This is a genomic window from Micromonospora sp. NPDC049151 (assembly GCF_040648395.1).
Classification (GTDB): domain Bacteria; phylum Actinomycetota; class Actinomycetes; order Mycobacteriales; family Micromonosporaceae; genus Micromonospora.
Genome location: NZ_JBEZDP010000015.1, coordinates 59,563 through 74,872, shown reverse-complemented (window position 1 = coordinate 74,872; position 15,310 = coordinate 59,563). Strand labels below are relative to the sequence as shown.

Genomic DNA, 15,310 nt, shown 5'->3' with positions numbered 1-15,310 from the left:
TCAAGCGACGCCCGGTACGGGGGAACCCGTGCCGGGCGGCGCCCGCGCCGGACGGGATCCGAGACCTCCCTCCGCCCAAAGGAGAACCCCGTGTCCGCAACCCCCCTGCTGGAGCTACGCGGGATCGACAAGAGCTTCGGTCCCGTCCAGGTGCTGCGCGACGTCGCCTTCGCCGCGCACCCGGGCGAGGTGACCGCCCTCGTCGGCGACAACGGCGCCGGCAAGTCGACCCTGGTCAAGTGCATCAGCGGTATCCACCCCACCGACGCCGGCGAGTTCCTCTTCGACGGCCGGCCGGTGACCATCAACAGCCCCCGCGACGCCGCCGACCTCGGGATCGAGGTGGTCTACCAGGACCTCGCGCTCTGCGACAACCTCGACATCGTGCAGAACATGTTCCTCGGCCGGGAGAAGCGCAGCGGCATCGTGCTCGACGAGCCGACCATGGAGCAGATGGCCGCCGAGACGCTCGCCGGACTGAGCGTGCGCACCGTGAAGTCGCTGCGCCAGCACGTGGCCAGCCTCTCCGGCGGCCAGCGGCAGACCGTCGCCATCGCCAAGGCCGTGCTCTGGAACAGCCGGCTCGTCATCCTGGACGAGCCGACCGCCGCGCTCGGCGTCGCGCAGACCGCCCAGGTGCTGGAACTGGTCCGCCGGCTGGCCGACAACGGCCTGGCCGTGGTGCTCATCTCGCACAACATGAACGACGTCTTCGCCGTCTCCGACCGGATCGCCGCGCTCTACCTCGGCCAGATGGTCGCCCAGGTCAAGACCACCGACATCACCCACTCGCAGGTGGTCGAGCTGATCACCGCGGGCCGGTCCGGCAACCTCGGTCTCACCACCGAGCCGGGCAACGGCACCGAATCCGCCGACGCAACCTCGGGAGCCCTCCGATGACCGCCACCGCCGTGAAGAAGGAGGGGCCGGCCGCCGTCACGCCCGCACCCTCCGTCGGCGACCACGTCCGCAACTACCTCGCCCGGGTACGCGGCGGCGACCTGGGCGCCCTGCCCGCGGTCAGCGGCCTCGTCGTGCTCTGTGTGGTGTTCACCATCGTGCGCCCGGTGTTCTTCTCCGCGGGGAACTTCGCCAACCTCTTCACCCAGGGCGCGGCGGTCACCGTGATCGCCATGGGGCTGATCTTCGTGCTCCTGCTCGGCGAGATCGACCTCTCCGCCGGCTTCGCCAGCGGCGTCTGCGCCGGAATCCTGGCGAACGTGGTCAGCGTGCTCGGTTACCCGTGGTACGTCGCCGTCCTCGCGGCCCTGCTCACCGGCGTGCTGATCGGCCTGATCCTCGGGTTCCTGGTCGCGAAAGTGGGAATCCCGTCCTTCGTGGTGACACTGGCCGGCTTCCTCGCCTTCCAGGGCGTGGTGCTGCTGCTGATGAAGGAGGGCAGCAACATCTCGATCAGCGACGACGTGATCGTCGGCATCGAGAACGGCCGCATCTCGCCGGCCGTCGGCTGGCTGCTGGCCGCCGTCGCGATCGTCGGCTACGCCGTCGCCCAGCTGCTGCGCCACCGCAACCGGGTCTCCCGGGGCCTGGTGACCGAGCCGACGGCCGTGATCGGCGCCCGGATCGGCGGGCTGGCGCTGCTGATCGTGCTCGCGGTCTACGTGCTCAACCAGGAGCGCAGCATCAACCCGCTGATCACGTCGAACAAGGGCATGCCGGTGGTCGTGCCGATCGTCGCGCTCCTGCTGGTGTTCTGGACGTTCGTACTCAACCGGACGGCCTACGGCCGGCACCTCTACGCGGTCGGCGGCAACGCCGAGGCGGCGCGGCGGGCCGGCATCAACGTGGACCGGCTCAAGATCTCGGCGTTCGTGATCTGCTCGGGCATGGCCGCGGTCGGCGGCATCATCGCCGCCAGCCGAGACCGTTCGGTCGACCCCAACACCGGTGGCAGCAACGTGCTCCTCTACGCCGTCGGCGCGGCGGTCATCGGCGGAACCAGCCTCTTCGGAGGCAAAGGTCGCATGATCAACGCGGTGCTGGGTGGCGCGGTGGTGGCTGTCATCATCAACGGTATGGGACTGCTCGACCTCAGCTCCGGGCTGAAGTTCATCTTCACCGGCCTGGTGCTGCTCCTCGCCGCCGGCGTCGACGCGCTGTCCCGGCGACGTTCGGCCGCGACCGGTACCCGCTGATCCGGTCATCGACACCATGGCAGTGGCAATGCGCGCAGGACCCAGTCAGGACGAGATCCGTCGGCAGAACCTGGGCGCGTTGCTCCGCTACGTGCACGTACACGGGGCCACCACCCGGGCCGAGCTGACCACCGCGCTCGGACTCAACCGCAGCACCATCGGCGCGCTGACCGCCGACCTGGCCGGCGCCGGTCTGGTCAGCGAGGGGACGCCGAAGGAGACCGGCCGGGCCGGACGACCGTCACTCGTCGTCCGGCCCGAGTCGGAGCGGGTCTACGCGTACGCGTACAGCGTCGAGGTGGACCGGCTGCGGGCCGCCCGGGTCGGGCTCGGCGGTGAGGTGCTCGACCGCCGGGAGATGGACCGGCCGCGCAGCCTGGTCGCCGGGGAGGCCGCCCCGCTGCTGGCCGGCGCGGTCAAGGAGATGCACCAGTCGGTGCCGCCGGACGCGGTCTGCGTGGGCGCCGGGGTGGCGGTGTGCGGCATGGTCCGCCGCGAGGACGGGCTGGTCCGGCTCAGCCCGACCACCGGCTGGGTGGACGAGCCGATCGGCGCGGCGCTCGCCGTCGAGCTGGGGATAGACGTACCGATCACGGTCGGGAACGTGGCCGACGTGGCCGCGTACGCCGAGCACGCCCGAGGCGCGGCGGTCGGCTGCGACAACGTCATCTACATCTACGGCGACGTCGGCGTGGGCGCGGGCATCATCGCCGGGGGCCGGCGGCTGACCGGGCACGGCGGCTACGGCGGCGAGGTCGGCCACATGGTGGTGGTCCGCGACGGGGTGCGCTGCGACTGCGGCCGGCGCGGCTGCTGGGAGACCGCGATCGGCGAGCACGGGCTGCTGCGCGCCGCCGGCCGGTCCGAGGCGCGCGGCCGGGACGCCCTGCTCGCCCTCTTCGACGCGGCCGACCGTGGCGACGCCCGCGCCCAGACCGCGGTACGGCAGGCCGGCGACTGGCTCGGCTTCGGCGTGGCGAACCTGGTGAACATCTTCAACCCGGAGATGGTGATCTTCGGCGGCACCATGCGCGACCTCTACCTGGCCTCCGCCGCGCAGGTGCGCAGCCGGCTCAACTCCAACGGGCTGCCCGCGTGCCTGGAACACGTGCGGCTGCGTACCCCGAAGCTCGGTGACGACGCGGCGCTGATCGGCGCCGCCGAGCTGGCGTTCGAACGACTCCTCGCCGACCCGCTGAACTGATCGGCCCGCCGATCCGTACCAGTGTGCGGACGGGCGGCCGGCTTGCGCGGCCGTCCACCACACCCCGCGTACCGGTCCGGACCGAGGAGGCACCGCAACCATGGCATCGCTGGAATCCGCACGCCGCAAGCTGGCGCACCGGGTGGTACTGCTGCTCGCCGCGCTGGGCGCGGGGATCGGCGTCGTTCCCGGGACGGCGCAGGCCGCGCCCAACCCCGGCGTGCAGATGAACGCCGCCGACATGACGCTGCTCAACGGCGTACGGCTGGCCGGGTTGTGGGAGATGCCGGCCGGGCAGATGGCGGCCGAGAAGGGCCAGTCCGCCCGGGTACGCGAGGTCGGCGCGGAGATCGCCAAGCAGCACGCGCAGCTGGACCAGCTGGTGGTCGAGGCGGCCAACAAGCTCGGCGCCACCCTGCCGACGGATCCGACGGCCGAGCAGAAGGGGTGGCTGACCGAGATGCAGAACGCCACCGGCGCCCGGTTCGACCAGATCTTCGTCACCCGGCTGCGGGTCGCCCACGGCAAGATCTTCCCGGTGATCGGCGCGGTCCGGGCCAGCACCCGCGACCCGATCGTGCGCAAGCTGGCCGAGGACGCCAACACGTTCGTCAACGACCACATGACCATGCTGGAGAGCACCGGGCTGGTGCGCTGGCAGCAGTTGCCGCCGGCCGCGCTGCCGCCCGCGCAGAGCGACTCGCTCGTCGCCGCCGCCCAGGCCAACGTGGGCAGCGGCGGTGGGCTCCAGGTCGGCACCGGGGTGGTGTGGGCGGTGTTCCTGGTCGCGCTCGGCACCGGCGGGTACGCGACCTGGCGGCTGGCCCGCCGCTCCTGAACCGGCCGCCGAACGGGCCCCGGCACGTCCGCCGGGGCCCGTCGCGCGTCCTCAGCCGTGCCAGGACCGCCACAGCGCGGCGTACGAGCCACCGGCCGCGACCAGTTCGTCGTGTGAGCCCAGCTCGGTGATCCGGCCGTCGGCGACAACCGCCACGCGGTCCGCGTCGTGCGCGGAGAAGAGCCGGTGCGCGATGGCGATGACGGTACGGCCGTGCAGCACCGCCGACAGCGACCGTTCCAGGGCCCGGGCCGCCCGCGGGTCGATCAGCGAGGTGGCCTCGTCCAGCACCAGCGTGTGCGGGTCGGCGAGCACCAGCCGGGCCAGCGCGAGCTGCTGCGCCTGCGCGGGGGTGAGCGGGTGGCCGTCCGCGCCGACCGGCGTGTCCAGCCCGTCCGGCAGAGCCAGCGCCCAGTCCAGCGCGTCGACGGCGGCCAGCGCCGCGCGTACCCGCGCCGGGTCGGCGTCCGGCCGGACCATCGCCACGTTGTCGGCGAGCGTGCCGATGAACACGTGGTGCTCCTGACTGACCAGCGCGACGTGGGTACGCAGTTCGGCCAGGGGCATGCCGGCGAGCGGCCGGCCGTCCACCGTCACCGCGCCGGCGCTCGGCGCGTGCACGCCCGCCAGCAGCCGGCCCAGCGTCGACTTGCCCGCACCGGACGGGCCGACCATCGCCAGCCGCTCCCCCGGCCGGGGTTCCAGCGTCACGCCGTGCAGCACGTCGTGCCCCGGGCGGTACGCGTACCGGACGTCGTGCGCGGCGAGCCGGCCCGCGCCGCCCGCACTGCCCGGAGCGGCGGCGCGCTCGTCCGGCGTGGCGAATGCCTTGGCGCGCTCGTCCGGCTCGGCGGCCACCCCCAGCAGCCGGGCCAGCGACGCGCCGCCGACCTGGAACTCGTCCAGCCAGCCGAGCAGCCGCTCGATCGGGTCGGTGAGCTGCTGGGCGTAGAGCGTGGCGGCGGTGACCTGGCCGAGGGTGGCCCAGCCCTTCAGGTGGAACCAGCCGCCGATGAGCAGGGTCGCCACCATCGGCACCAGGTAGCCGAACTCGGCCACCGGCCAGAACACGGTCCGCAGGTAGAGCGTGTAACGCTCGGCCGCGTACGACCGGCGGATGTCCGCGTCGCCGCGAGCCCGGCGGCGGGCCGCCTGCCGCAGCGCCTCGGTGGTCCGCGCCCCCTCGACCGTCTCGCTGATCCCGTCGGTGATGTCCGAGTAGGCGGCGTTCTCCCGCAGGTAGCCCTGCGGCGCGCGGCGCAGGTACCAGCGCGTGCCGGCCCACAGCACCGGCACCGACAGCAGGCTGGGCAGCGCCAGCAGCGGGCCGGTCAGCACCAGCGCGCCGAGGATCAGCAGCACTGTGAGCGCCGCGATGAGCGTCTCCGGCCCGGCGAACCGGACCGTGCGGGACAGCGCGGCGACGTCCCGCGAGGTGCGGGTGAGCAGGTCCCCGGTGCCGGCCCGCTCCACTGTGGCGAGCGGCAGCGCGAGCACCCGGTCGACGAACTCCTCGCGCAGCTCGGCGAGCACCCGCTCACCGAGCCGGGCGGAGGCCAGGTGCGCGAAGCGGACCAGCACCGCCTGCACCACCACGAACGCGGCGATGGCCGCCACGACCCGGTCCACGGTCGTCGCGGCGATGCCCTGGGAGATCCCCTGCACCAGGTCACCGAGCAGGCGCGGGGCGACGAGCCCGGCCCCGGCGGCGAGCGCGTGCAGGCCGAGCACGGCGGCCAGGCCGCGCGGGTGACGGCGGATCAGCTCCCGCGCGTACCGGCGGACCTGGGCGCCGTCGGCGACGGGCAGCGCGTTGCTCATCGGTCTTCCTCCCGGCTCACCGTGGCGGCGTAGCGCGGCTCGGTGGCGAGCAGTTCCTCGTGCCGGCCCTCGGCGACGACCTTGCCGTCCTCCACGAAGACGACGTGGTCGGCGTGACCGAGCACCAGTGGGCTCGTGGTGCAGACGAGCGTGGTGCGGCCGCGACGGGCCGGGCCGAGCCGTTCGGCGACGCGCGCCTCGGTGTGCGCGTCCACCGCGCTGGTCGGCTCGACCAGGATCAACGTCTCCGGGTCGGCGACGAGCGCGCGGGCCAGCCGCAGGCGTTGCCGCTGCCCGCCGGAGAACTCCCGGCCGCGTTCGGCCACCTCGCTGTCCAGGCCGCCGGGCAGCGCCTCGACGATGTCGGTGGCGCTCGCCGCGGCAAGCGCCGCCTCCACCACCCCGGGCCCGGCCCGGTCGTGCGGGTCCAGCTCCGTGCGCAGCACGCCGCTGAACAGCTGCGCGTCGTTGTCGGCCACCAGGATCCGCTCGCGCACCGTCGCCAGCGCCACCTCCCGCAGCGGTACGCCGTGCAGCGTGACGTCCCCGTCGGCGTACCGGCCGAGGCGGTCGGCGATCTCGGTGGCGTCCTGCGGGGTGGCGGCGGCCAGCGCGGTGAGCCGGCCCGGTCGCAGCACCAGCCCGGACCGAACGTCCGCCAGCTCGCCCGGCCCGGCCGGCACCGGCACCGGGGTGGCCGGGTCGGTGAACTCCGGCGCGAGCCGCAACAACCGGACCACCCGGCGGGCCGCCACGTGCCCGCGGGTCAGCTTGTCGGCCGCCTCGGTCAGGTTGCGCAGCGGGCTGACCAGGAACGCGGTGTAGCCGTAGAACGAGACGAGCTCGCCGGCGCTGATCTCGCCGCGCAGCGCGAACCGGGCGCCCAGCCAGGTCACCAGCACCACGAAGACGCCGGGCAGCAGGATCTGCGCGGCCTGCAACAGCGACTCGACGCGGGCGACCCGCAGCCCGTCCGCGCGCAACGCCTGCGACCGTTGCCGGTAGCGCTCGGAGAGCACCGGCTCGCCGCCGACACCGCGCAGCACGCGCAGGCCGGAGACGATGTCCGCGGCCCGGGCGGTGAGCCGGCCGGTGGAGTCCCGGTACGCGGCCTGCTGCCTGTGCAGCGGGCGGATCAGCAACGCCACGAGCGCCATCAGCAGTGGCACGCCGAGCACCACCACGAGACCGAGCGCCGGGGAGGCGCTGAGCAGGATCACCGCGACGGTGACGATGCCGACCACCGAGCCGACGCCCCGGGCGGTGATGTCGATGGCGCTGCCGATGTGCTCGATGTCGGCGGTGCCGATGCTCACCACCTCGCCGGCCGCGACCCGTCGGGGCAGCGCGGCGCCGAGCCGGTTGGTGGCGTCCACTGTGACCTGCACCGTGCGGTAGGCGGCGCCGAGCCAGTTGTGCACAGCGCAGCGGTGGCGCAGGATCCCGGCGACGGCCTGCACCAGGCCCAGCCCGAGCAGGACCAGGCTCCAGCGCACCAGCGCGTCCGGATCGCGTTGGGCCAGGCCGGCCTCCACGGCGCGGCCGAGCACGGCCGGCACCAGCGCCTGGGCCAGCATCCAGATCACGCCGAGCGCGAGACCGGCGCCGAAGAAGACGGGGTGCCGCCCGGCGAGCCACACGAGATACCGGGTGGCCGACCGCGCGTCGGGGGTGCCGGGATCACCGGCCGGTGAGAAGCGCATGACCCACCGACGCTAGGTGCCGGGACGACCCGGGCGCCAACCAATTCCGGCCGCCGTGACGACCCTCGCGTCAGCGGTCCACCTGGGTGAAGTCCCAGCTGTGCGGCGGGCGCGCGATCAGCCGGGCCGGCGGCTCGGGCAGCTCACGGGGGTTGTTCCGCCACTTGGAGATGACCACAAGCCGGTGGTCCGTAGAGGAGAACACCTCGCTGGAGACGTGCATGGGGTCGTGCTCGAAATCAGGCAGCGCGGTCTCGCAGACCCAGGTGATCAACTCGGCGAAGCCGTACGACTCGGCCTTCGCCTCCCACATCCGGACGATCATGTCGGTCCCCTCCCCGCTCACACACTGACCACTGTCAGCGGCATCGCCGAGTCGGCCGGCAGGTCCAGCCGGCTCGGCGCGACGCCCGCGGCGACCAGGTGGGAGCCGAGCGCGGCCACCATCGCGCCGTTGTCCGTGCAGAGCTTCGGCCGGGGCGTACGCACCCGGATGCCGTGCCGGCCGGCCCGCTGTTCGGCCATCGCCCGCAGCCGGGAGTTGGCCGCCACGCCACCGCCGATCACCAGCGTGTCGATGCCGCTGCTGCGGCAGGCGTCGATCGCCTTGCCGACCAGCACGTCGCAGACCGCCTCCTGGAAGGACGCGGCCACGTCGGCGACCGGCACCGGCTCACCGGCCCGCTGCCGCGCCTCCACCCAGCGGGCCACAGCCGTCTTCAGGCCGGAGAAGGAGAAGTCGAACCGGTGCCCGGCCAGGTCCTTCGCGGCGGTCAGCCCGCGCGGGAAGGCGATCGCCGCCGGGTCGCCGGCCCGCGCCTCGCGGTCGATGTACGGCCCGCCGGGGAACGGCAGCCCGAGCAGCCGGGCCACCTTGTCGAACGCCTCCCCCGCCGCGTCGTCGATGGTGGCGCCCAGCGGTACGACGTCACGGGCCAGGTCGTCGACACGCAGCAGCGAGGAGTGCCCGCCGGAGACCAGCAGCGCGATCGCGGGCTCGGGCAGCGGGCCGTGTTCGAGCGTGTCCACAGCCACGTGCGCGGCGAGGTGGTTCACGCCGTACACCGGCTTCTCCGCCGCCACCGCGTACCCCTTGGCGGCGGCGACCCCGACGAGCAGCGCGCCGGCCAGGCCCGGCCCGGAGGTCACCGCGATGGCGTCGATGTCGGCGATGGTGACGCCGGCTTCGCGCAGCGCCCGGTCCATTGTCGGCACGATGGCCTCCAGGTGGGCGCGGCTTGCCACCTCGGGCACCACGCCGCCGAACCGGGCGTGCTCCTCGACGCTGGAGGCCAGCGCGTCGGCGAGCAGCGTGTGCCCGCGCACGATACCCACGCCGGTCTCGTCGCAGGAGGTCTCGATGCCGAGGATCAGGGGTTCGTCAGCCATGCGCGTCAGTCCTCGTTGCGCTGCATGACCAGCGCGTCGGTGTTGCTCGGTTGGTAGTAGCCGCGCCGTACGCCGATCGGCTCGAACCCGTAGGTGGCGTAGAGCCGTTGGGCGGGCGCGTTGTCGGCGGCGACCTCCAGCAGCGTGCTGCGGACGCCGCGCCGGGCCGCCTCGGCGAGCAGCGCCTCCAATAGCAGCCGGCCGATTCCCCGGCGGTGCGCGTCCCGGCGGACCGCGACGTTCTGCACCCACGCCTCGTCGGGCGGCGCCACGGCCAGCCCGGCGTAGCCGAGCACGGCACCGTCGTCGTCGGTGGCGACCAGGTAGAAGTGCCCGTTGGCGAGCTCGTTCCAGAACATCGCCGCCGACCACTGCTCGGCGCCGAAGAGGTCCGCCTCGATGGGCAGCACCTGGTCGATGTGCCACCAGCGGAACCGGCCCAGCCTCATGGCAGGACCGGCTTGTGGCCGGTGGCCGCGACCGCGTCCGGCCGGCGCAGGTAGAGCGGGGTGAGCGTCTCGCCGGGCGCGCCCGCGCGGATCCGCGGCGCGGCGAGACGGGCCAGCGCCAGCGGGTCCGGGTAGCGCGGCTCGTCTCGTACCGGCAGTCCGAGCACCTCGGCGTACCGGTGCGCGCCGTCGCCGACCGCGACGGTGACGGCCAGGTCGCGCGCCCGCTCCGCGACCACCGCCGGGGCCGCCACCTCCGGCCCGGCCAGGCGCCGGCCGGTGCCGTCGTAGACGGCCCAGTAGATCTCCCGGCGCCGCGCGTCGCTCGCCGCCAGCACCGGTTCGCCGGCGGCCGCAGGGTGGCCGATTCCGTCCAGCGAGCAGACACCGTACGTGGGTACGCCGAGCACCTGGCCCATGGTGGCGGCGGTGACCAGCCCGACCCGCAGTCCGGTGAACGGGCCGGGGCCGAGGCCGGCGACGATCGCGGCCAGGTCGGCGGGACGCGCGCCGACGTCCGCCAGGACGGCGTCGACCTGCGGCGCGAGCAGCTCGCCGTGGGCGCGGGCGTCGACAGTGCACCGGGACGCGCGGACCGCGACGCCGTCCGCCGAGACCTCGGCCAGCGCCGCGGTCACCGCGGGCGTCGAGGAGTCCACCACGAGTACGAGCACGGTAAGCCAGCCTAGCCGTCCGCCCCGCCCGCCTCCGGCACGCCCTCGCCGCGCGCCCGGTCACGGTGCGTAGCGCCCCGCATCAAAGAGAGAGGTGAGAGCCTTATGCCTCTGGGTCATGAGCGCTCCCAGTCGATGGTGGGCAGCCCCGCGTCGGCCAGCGCCTTGTTCGCCGCGCTGAACGGGCGGCTGCCGAGGAAGCCGCGCGGGTTCATCGGGCTCGGGTGCCCGGCCTCCAGCACCACGTGCCGCGGGTTGGTCACCAGCGCCGCCTTCTTGCGGGCGTAGCCGCCCCAGAGCAGGAAGACCACGCGCTGGTCGAGCCCGTCGAGCGCCCGGATGGTGGCGTCGGTGAACTCCTCCCAGCCCCGGTTGGCGTGCGAGCCGGGCGTGGCCTGCCGAACGGTCAGGACCGAGTTGAGAAGCAGGACGCCCTGCGCGGCCCAGCCGTCGAGGTTGCCGCTGCGCGGCTTCGGTACGCCCAGGTCCTCGCCCAGTTCCTTGAAGACGTTGCGCAGCGACGGCGGCACCGCCACCCCCTCGCGCACGCTGAAGCTCAGCCCGTGCGCCTGGCCCGCCTTGTGGTACGGGTCCTGCCCGAGGATCAGCACCCGGGTGTCGGCCGGCCCGCACAGCCGGTAGGCGGAGAACAGGTCCTCCAGCGGCGGGAAGACCGTGGCTGTCGCGTACTCCCGGGCGACGAACTCGGCCAGCGCCGCGGTGCGGGCCGGGTCGAGGTGGGGGGTGAGCACGGCACGCCAGTCCTCCGGCAGCAGGGCCGGCAGGTCCAGGGTGGGGGCGTCGGGCATCGGCAACCTCTCCTAGTCGGTCGCCCTCTTCATACCAGCCTCGACCGACACTCCCCGGCGGCGGCGGGGCCGGGCACTGGCGGGAAAAGTTACCGGAGCGTAACCTACCGGCAAGTTACTTACGCCACACCACCACTGCTAGCTTGCATCCACCACCATCGATGCTCGCTAGGAGTGCCCGTGAGCAGCAGAAACACCCGTCCCCGCACGCCCTCCGCAGCCCTCTCCCCTCGCCGCACCGTCGGCCTCCGGATGCTGGCCGTCGCCGCGGCGGCAGCCACCTACCTGGCCGGATCCGGCGTCCCCGCGGCGGCCGACGGCGCCACGCCGGTGGTCTCCCGAGGCGTGACGATCCCGGCCTTCTACCAACCGCCCGCCGACCTGCCCACCACGAACGGCACGCTGATCCGCACCGAGCCGCTGCCGCTCGGCCTGAGCATCCCCGGGCTCGACGGCCGCCCGATGCCCGGCACGGCCACCCGGCTGATGTACCGGTCCACCGACTCCAACGGCCAGGCCGTCGGCGTGACCGGCGCCTACATCGAACCGTGGGCGCAGTGGCGGGGCACCGGGCCGCGTCCGTTGGTGGCCCTCGCCTCCGGCACCATGGGGCAGGGCGACCAGTGCGCGCCCTCGTTCGCCCTGCAACACCCGCTCACGCTCACCGGCGACACCCTGTCCGTCGGCTACGAGGCGCTGGCCGTCTACCGCCTGCTCGCCACCGGCGCCGCCGTCGTGGTCACCGACTACGTCGGTCTGGGCGCGACCGACCGGCTGCACACCTACGTCAACCGGCTCGACGAGGGACGCGCCCTGCTCGACGCGGCCCGCGCCGCCCGGGCCGTGCCGGGCGCGTCGGTCACCGACCGGTCCCGGGTCGGCCTGTACGGCTACAGCCAGGGCGGCGGCGCCAGCGCCGCGGCCGCCGAACTCCAGCCCACCTACGCACCCGACGTGCCGCTGGCCGGCACCTACGTCGGTGCGCCGCCGGCCGATCTGACCGCCGTCATCGGCGGCATCGACGGCAGCGCGCTGGCGGGAGCGCTGGGCTGGTCACTGAACGGCTTCGCCCAGTCCGACCCGGCGGTGCGGGACGTCATCGAGGCGAACGTCAACGAGGCCGGCCGGGCGGCGCTGAAGGACACCTCGACAATGTGCGTCGGGGACGCGATCCTGCGCTACGCGTTCACCAGGAGCAGCAGATGGATCACCGGCGGCCGGTCCCTCACCGCCGTCATCGCCGCCTCCCCCGAGGCGAGCGCCGTGCTCGACCGCCAGCGCATCGGCACCCTCAAGCCGGCCGGACCGGTACGCGTGGCCACCGGCGTCCAGGACGACATCGTGCCGCACCGGCAGGCCCGCCAACTGGCTGTCGACTGGTGCCGCAAGGGCGCCGACGTGACCTACCAGGCCGTCAGCCTGCCCAACCTCGGGGACAAGCTCCTCACCAATCACCTGGCGCCGCTCATCACCGACCAGGGTGACGCGGTGGCCTGGCTGACCGACCGGCTCGCCGGTCGCACGGCCTACTCCAACTGCTGGACGATGCCGCTCCAGCCCTAGGACAGTCCGGCGACCCGGGCGGCCCAGTCGCCGCCGACCGGCTCCAGCGTGACCGCCCGGGTGTCGTCGTCCCGGCGGTCGATGCGTACCCGCAGGTGCGCGTCGGTCAACTGCTCGACCATGCCCTCGCCCCACTCCACCACGGTGACCGCCTCGTCCACCGAGGCGTCCAGGTCGAGGTCGTCGATCTCCGCTCGCGGGTCGGCGGCCTCGCCCAGGCGGTACGCGTCGGCGTGCACGAGCGTCACCCGGCCGCCCCGGGCCGGGTCGGGCCGGTGCACCCGGGCGATGACGAAGGTGGGCGAGGTGATGTCCCCGCGTACGCCCAGACCGGCGCCGATGCCCTGGGTCAGCGCGGTCTTGCCGGCCCCGAGCGGCCCGCTGAGCAGCAGCAGGTCGCCGGCGCGCAGCACTCCTGCAAGCCGCCGCCCGAACCCGTGGGTGTCGTCGACCGTCTTCAGCTCCACGAGCGCCGTCATAGCGAATCCAGGAACCTCTCCAGCGCCGCGTTGACCTCGTCGGCGTGCTCCAGCATCACCACGTGCCCGCTGTCGTGGATCTTCACGAACTCGGCGTCCGGCAGCCGGCGGACGATCTCCTCGGAGTGCGTCACCGGCGTGATCATGTCCTTGTCACCCACTATCACCAGCACCGGCGTGCCGGCCAGAGCGGCCAGCGCCGGGAACCGGGAGTGGGTGGCGATCGTGCGCAGGTAGCGGGTGACCGTGTCGGCCGATGTGCGCGAGTTCATCATCTCGACGTACGACACCAGGGCCGGGCTCGGCTTCGAGGTGCCGAAGCCGTACTTGCGGGTGAGCAGCCAGGCCACGTTCGCCGTCGACCGGCGGGCCCGGTCGATCACGGTGCCGCCGTACCGGGTGGCGTTGCTCATCATGTAGAGCACCGGCGAACCGACGCGCCCGAGCAGCGCGGGCGCCACCAGCTTGGTCTCCGCCGCCAGGCCGCCCGAGGTGGCCATCAGCACGGTGCCGACCACGCGGTCACCGAACAGCTCCGGGTACAGCTCGGCCAGCGCCATGATCGTCATGCCGCCCATCGAGTGCCCGACCAGCACCAGCGGGCCGTCCGGGGCCACCTCGTCGAGCACCCGGCGCAGCGTGTGACCCAGCGCGGTCAGGTCGTACTCGCCGCTCTCCAGCCGGCCGGAGCGGCCGTGCCCCGGCTGGTCGTACGCGACCACCCGGTAGTCGCCGCGCTCGGTGAGCCGCTTGCGCTGGAAGTGGAACGTGCCCATGTCCAGGCAGAACCCGTGCACCAGCACCACCGTCGGGTGCCCGGCGACCGGTCGGGTCGGCTCGACCACCTCCACGTGGATGTCGGTGCCGTCCGGCATCTCCAGCCGGTACGCCTCGTCGTAGCGCTGCTCGCCGAAGACCTCGCCGGCGTACCTGTCGGTCGGGTCGTTCTTGAGCCGGCGGACCAGCACCCGCTCGCCGACCACGCCCGCCGCGAGCCCGGCGGCGGCCACGCCGACCAGCCCGGCGACCTTCCCGGCGGCGGTACGCGGACGCGGCAACCGGACGTTCACGCGCGCTCGCCGTCGTAGACGCGGGGCACCCGCACGCCGCCGAAGCGGGTCACGATCTCGTAGTTGATGGTGCCGACCGCCTCGGCCCAGTCGTCGGCGGTGGGCTCGCCGTCCGCGCCGCTGCCGAACAGCGTCGCCACGTCTCCGGCGGCCACCTCGTCGTCGCCGCAGTCGATCACGAACTGGTCCATGCAGACCCGGCCGGAGATGGTCCGGCGCTTGCCGGCGAGCTGCACCGGGCCGGTGTTGGAGGCGTGCCGGGGCACCCCGTCGGCGTAGCCGAGGGGCACCACGGCGAGGTTGGTCTCCTGCTCGGTGAGGTAGGTGTGCCCGTAGGAGACACCGGTGCCGGCCGACACGCGTTTGGTGAGCATCACCCGGGCGCGGGCGGTCATGGCGGGACGCAGACCGAACTGCTCGCCCGCCACCGGCGACAGGCCGTAGACGGCGATACCGGGACGGACCAGGTCGAAATGGGTGTCGGGCCGGGTGAGCGTGGCGGCCGAGTTGGCCAGGTGCCGGTAGCGCGGACGCAGACCGGCGCGGGCCACCATCTCCAGCCCTTCCTGGAAGACGGCGAGCTGACGGTTGGTGGTGGGGTGACCGGGCGAGTCCGCGTACACGAAGTGGCTCCACACGCCGACCACCTCGACCACGCCCTCGGCCTGGGCCTTCGCGGCGGCCTCCAGCAGCGCCGGCCAGTCGGCGACGGTGGCGCCGCCCCGGGCCAGCCCAGTGTCGATCTTGAGGTGCAGCCGGGCCGCGCGGCCCGCCCGGCGGCTCGCCTCGACCATCTCGTCGAGCTGGGTGAGGCTGGCGCAGCCGAGGTCGACGCCGACGGTGATCCCGTCGTGCAACGGCAGGCCCGGGTCGAGCAGCCAGGCCAGCACCGGCGCGGTGATGCCCGCCTCGCGCAGGCGCAGCGCCTCGTCCAGCGTGCAGACGCCGAGCTGGTCCGCGCCCGCGTCGAGCGCCGCGCGGGCGGCCGGCACCATGCCGTGGCCGTACCCGTCGCCCTTGACCACCGCCATCAGCTCGGCGCTGGTGCCGGCCTTGAGCCGGGTCACGTTCTCCCGGATCGCGTCCAGGTCGACGCGCACCTCCGACTGCCACATGTCCTCAGCCTACTTCCGTCAGTGATCATCAGAGCGGTGA

Annotated in this window: 15 protein-coding genes; 5 read left to right on the top strand and 10 right to left on the bottom strand. The window is 73.7% G+C overall.

Annotated elements, in window-relative coordinates; genetic code table 11:
* Positions 1-90 precede the first annotated feature (90 nt).
* From AB0B20_RS18725 to AB0B20_RS18710, 4 genes are all read left to right on the top strand, one after another.
* The gene (locus AB0B20_RS18725) at positions 91-900 is read left to right on the top strand and encodes an ATP-binding cassette domain-containing protein (protein ID WP_357389065.1); all 810 of its coding nucleotides are present in this window, start codon (positions 91-93) and stop codon (positions 898-900) included.
* Positions 897-2,156, top strand: a complete 1,260-nt coding sequence (locus AB0B20_RS18720; RefSeq protein WP_357471966.1) for an ABC transporter permease — start codon at positions 897-899, stop codon at positions 2,154-2,156. The genes AB0B20_RS18725 and AB0B20_RS18720 overlap by 4 nt, the downstream gene beginning before the upstream one ends.
* A gap of 28 nt (positions 2,157-2,184) precedes the next feature.
* Positions 2,185-3,360 (top strand): ROK family protein, encoded by a 1,176-nt coding sequence (locus AB0B20_RS18715; protein WP_357471963.1) that lies wholly within the window; start codon positions 2,185-2,187, stop codon positions 3,358-3,360.
* Positions 3,361-3,460: 100 nt separating this feature from the next.
* On the top strand, positions 3,461-4,198 hold the full coding sequence (locus AB0B20_RS18710; protein ID WP_357471960.1) for a DUF4142 domain-containing protein: 738 nt from the start codon (positions 3,461-3,463) through the stop codon (positions 4,196-4,198).
* Positions 4,199-4,249: 51 nt separating this feature from the next.
* On the opposite strand, the gene AB0B20_RS18705 is transcribed toward AB0B20_RS18710, so the two are convergent.
* The 7 genes from AB0B20_RS18705 to ung form a co-directional block, all read right to left on the bottom strand.
* Positions 4,250-6,019: an ABC transporter ATP-binding protein gene (locus tag AB0B20_RS18705; RefSeq protein WP_357389057.1), complete on the bottom strand. Its 1,770-nt coding sequence runs from the start codon at positions 6,017-6,019 to the stop codon at positions 4,250-4,252.
* Positions 6,016-7,722, bottom strand: coding sequence for an ABC transporter ATP-binding protein (locus tag AB0B20_RS18700; protein WP_357389055.1), 1,707 nt, complete (start codon positions 7,720-7,722; stop codon positions 6,016-6,018). The genes AB0B20_RS18705 and AB0B20_RS18700 overlap by 4 nt, the downstream gene beginning before the upstream one ends.
* Positions 7,723-7,792: 70 nt before the next feature.
* Positions 7,793-8,047, bottom strand: a complete 255-nt coding sequence (locus AB0B20_RS18695) for a hypothetical protein (RefSeq protein WP_357389053.1) — start codon at positions 8,045-8,047, stop codon at positions 7,793-7,795.
* 17 nt (positions 8,048-8,064) lie between these two features.
* Positions 8,065-9,111, bottom strand: a complete 1,047-nt coding sequence (tsaD, locus tag AB0B20_RS18690; RefSeq protein WP_357471956.1) for a tRNA (adenosine(37)-N6)-threonylcarbamoyltransferase complex transferase subunit TsaD — start codon at positions 9,109-9,111, stop codon at positions 8,065-8,067.
* A 5-nt stretch (positions 9,112-9,116) separates the two neighbouring features.
* Entirely contained in the window at positions 9,117-9,560 is a 444-nt protein-coding gene (gene rimI, locus AB0B20_RS18685) for a ribosomal protein S18-alanine N-acetyltransferase (protein WP_357471953.1), read from the bottom strand.
* Positions 9,557-10,234 (bottom strand): tRNA (adenosine(37)-N6)-threonylcarbamoyltransferase complex dimerization subunit type 1 TsaB, encoded by a 678-nt coding sequence (gene tsaB / locus AB0B20_RS18680; protein WP_357389047.1) that lies wholly within the window; start codon positions 10,232-10,234, stop codon positions 9,557-9,559. The genes rimI and tsaB overlap by 4 nt, the downstream gene beginning before the upstream one ends.
* A 116-nt stretch (positions 10,235-10,350) precedes the next feature.
* Positions 10,351-11,043, bottom strand: a complete 693-nt coding sequence (gene ung / locus AB0B20_RS18675) for a uracil-DNA glycosylase (RefSeq protein ID WP_357389045.1) — start codon at positions 11,041-11,043, stop codon at positions 10,351-10,353.
* A gap of 180 nt (positions 11,044-11,223) precedes the next feature.
* Between ung and AB0B20_RS18670 the strand changes: the two genes are divergently transcribed.
* On the top strand, positions 11,224-12,606 hold the full coding sequence (locus AB0B20_RS18670) for a lipase family protein (RefSeq protein ID WP_357389044.1): 1,383 nt from the start codon (positions 11,224-11,226) through the stop codon (positions 12,604-12,606).
* On the opposite strand, the gene tsaE is transcribed toward AB0B20_RS18670, so the two are convergent.
* Genes tsaE through alr form a run of 3 tightly spaced genes read right to left on the bottom strand, consistent with a single transcriptional unit; the run spans position 12,603 to position 15,270 of the window.
* The gene (tsaE, locus tag AB0B20_RS18665) at positions 12,603-13,085 is read right to left on the bottom strand and encodes a tRNA (adenosine(37)-N6)-threonylcarbamoyltransferase complex ATPase subunit type 1 TsaE (RefSeq protein WP_357471950.1); all 483 of its coding nucleotides are present in this window, start codon (positions 13,083-13,085) and stop codon (positions 12,603-12,605) included. The two genes, AB0B20_RS18670 and tsaE, sit on opposite strands and share 4 nt — an antisense overlap.
* Positions 13,082-14,155 carry an alpha/beta hydrolase gene (locus tag AB0B20_RS18660; protein WP_357389041.1) on the bottom strand — a complete coding sequence of 358 codons (1,074 nt, stop codon included), beginning with the start codon at positions 14,153-14,155 and terminating at the stop codon, positions 13,082-13,084. The genes tsaE and AB0B20_RS18660 overlap by 4 nt, the downstream gene beginning before the upstream one ends.
* Positions 14,152-15,270 (bottom strand): alanine racemase, encoded by a 1,119-nt coding sequence (gene alr / locus AB0B20_RS18655; RefSeq protein WP_357389039.1) that lies wholly within the window; start codon positions 15,268-15,270, stop codon positions 14,152-14,154. The genes AB0B20_RS18660 and alr overlap by 4 nt, the downstream gene beginning before the upstream one ends.
* Between the last annotated feature and the right edge of the window lie 40 nt (positions 15,271-15,310).

Bases quoted from the DNA above. Each gene is read 5' to 3' on its own strand.
- tsaE (WP_357471950.1), bottom strand. From the start codon at position 13,085: ATGACGGCGCTCGTGGAGCTGAAGACGGTCGACGACACCCACGGGTTC.
- AB0B20_RS18720 (WP_357471966.1), top strand. From the start codon at position 897: ATGACCGCCACCGCCGTGAAGAAGGAGGGGCCGGCCGCCGTCACGCCC.
- AB0B20_RS18705 (WP_357389057.1), bottom strand. From the start codon at position 6,019: ATGAGCAACGCGCTGCCCGTCGCCGACGGCGCCCAGGTCCGCCGGTAC.
- alr (WP_357389039.1), bottom strand. From the start codon at position 15,270: ATGTGGCAGTCGGAGGTGCGCGTCGACCTGGACGCGATCCGGGAGAAC.
- AB0B20_RS18700 (WP_357389055.1), bottom strand. From the start codon at position 7,722: ATGCGCTTCTCACCGGCCGGTGATCCCGGCACCCCCGACGCGCGGTCG.
- AB0B20_RS18715 (WP_357471963.1), top strand. From the start codon at position 2,185: ATGCGCGCAGGACCCAGTCAGGACGAGATCCGTCGGCAGAACCTGGGC.
- AB0B20_RS18710 (WP_357471960.1), top strand. From the start codon at position 3,461: ATGGCATCGCTGGAATCCGCACGCCGCAAGCTGGCGCACCGGGTGGTA.
- ung (WP_357389045.1), bottom strand. From the start codon at position 11,043: ATGCCCGACGCCCCCACCCTGGACCTGCCGGCCCTGCTGCCGGAGGAC.
- rimI (WP_357471953.1), bottom strand. From the start codon at position 9,560: ATGAGGCTGGGCCGGTTCCGCTGGTGGCACATCGACCAGGTGCTGCCC.
- tsaD (WP_357471956.1), bottom strand. From the start codon at position 9,111: ATGGCTGACGAACCCCTGATCCTCGGCATCGAGACCTCCTGCGACGAG.
- AB0B20_RS18695 (WP_357389053.1), bottom strand. From the start codon at position 8,047: ATGATCGTCCGGATGTGGGAGGCGAAGGCCGAGTCGTACGGCTTCGCC.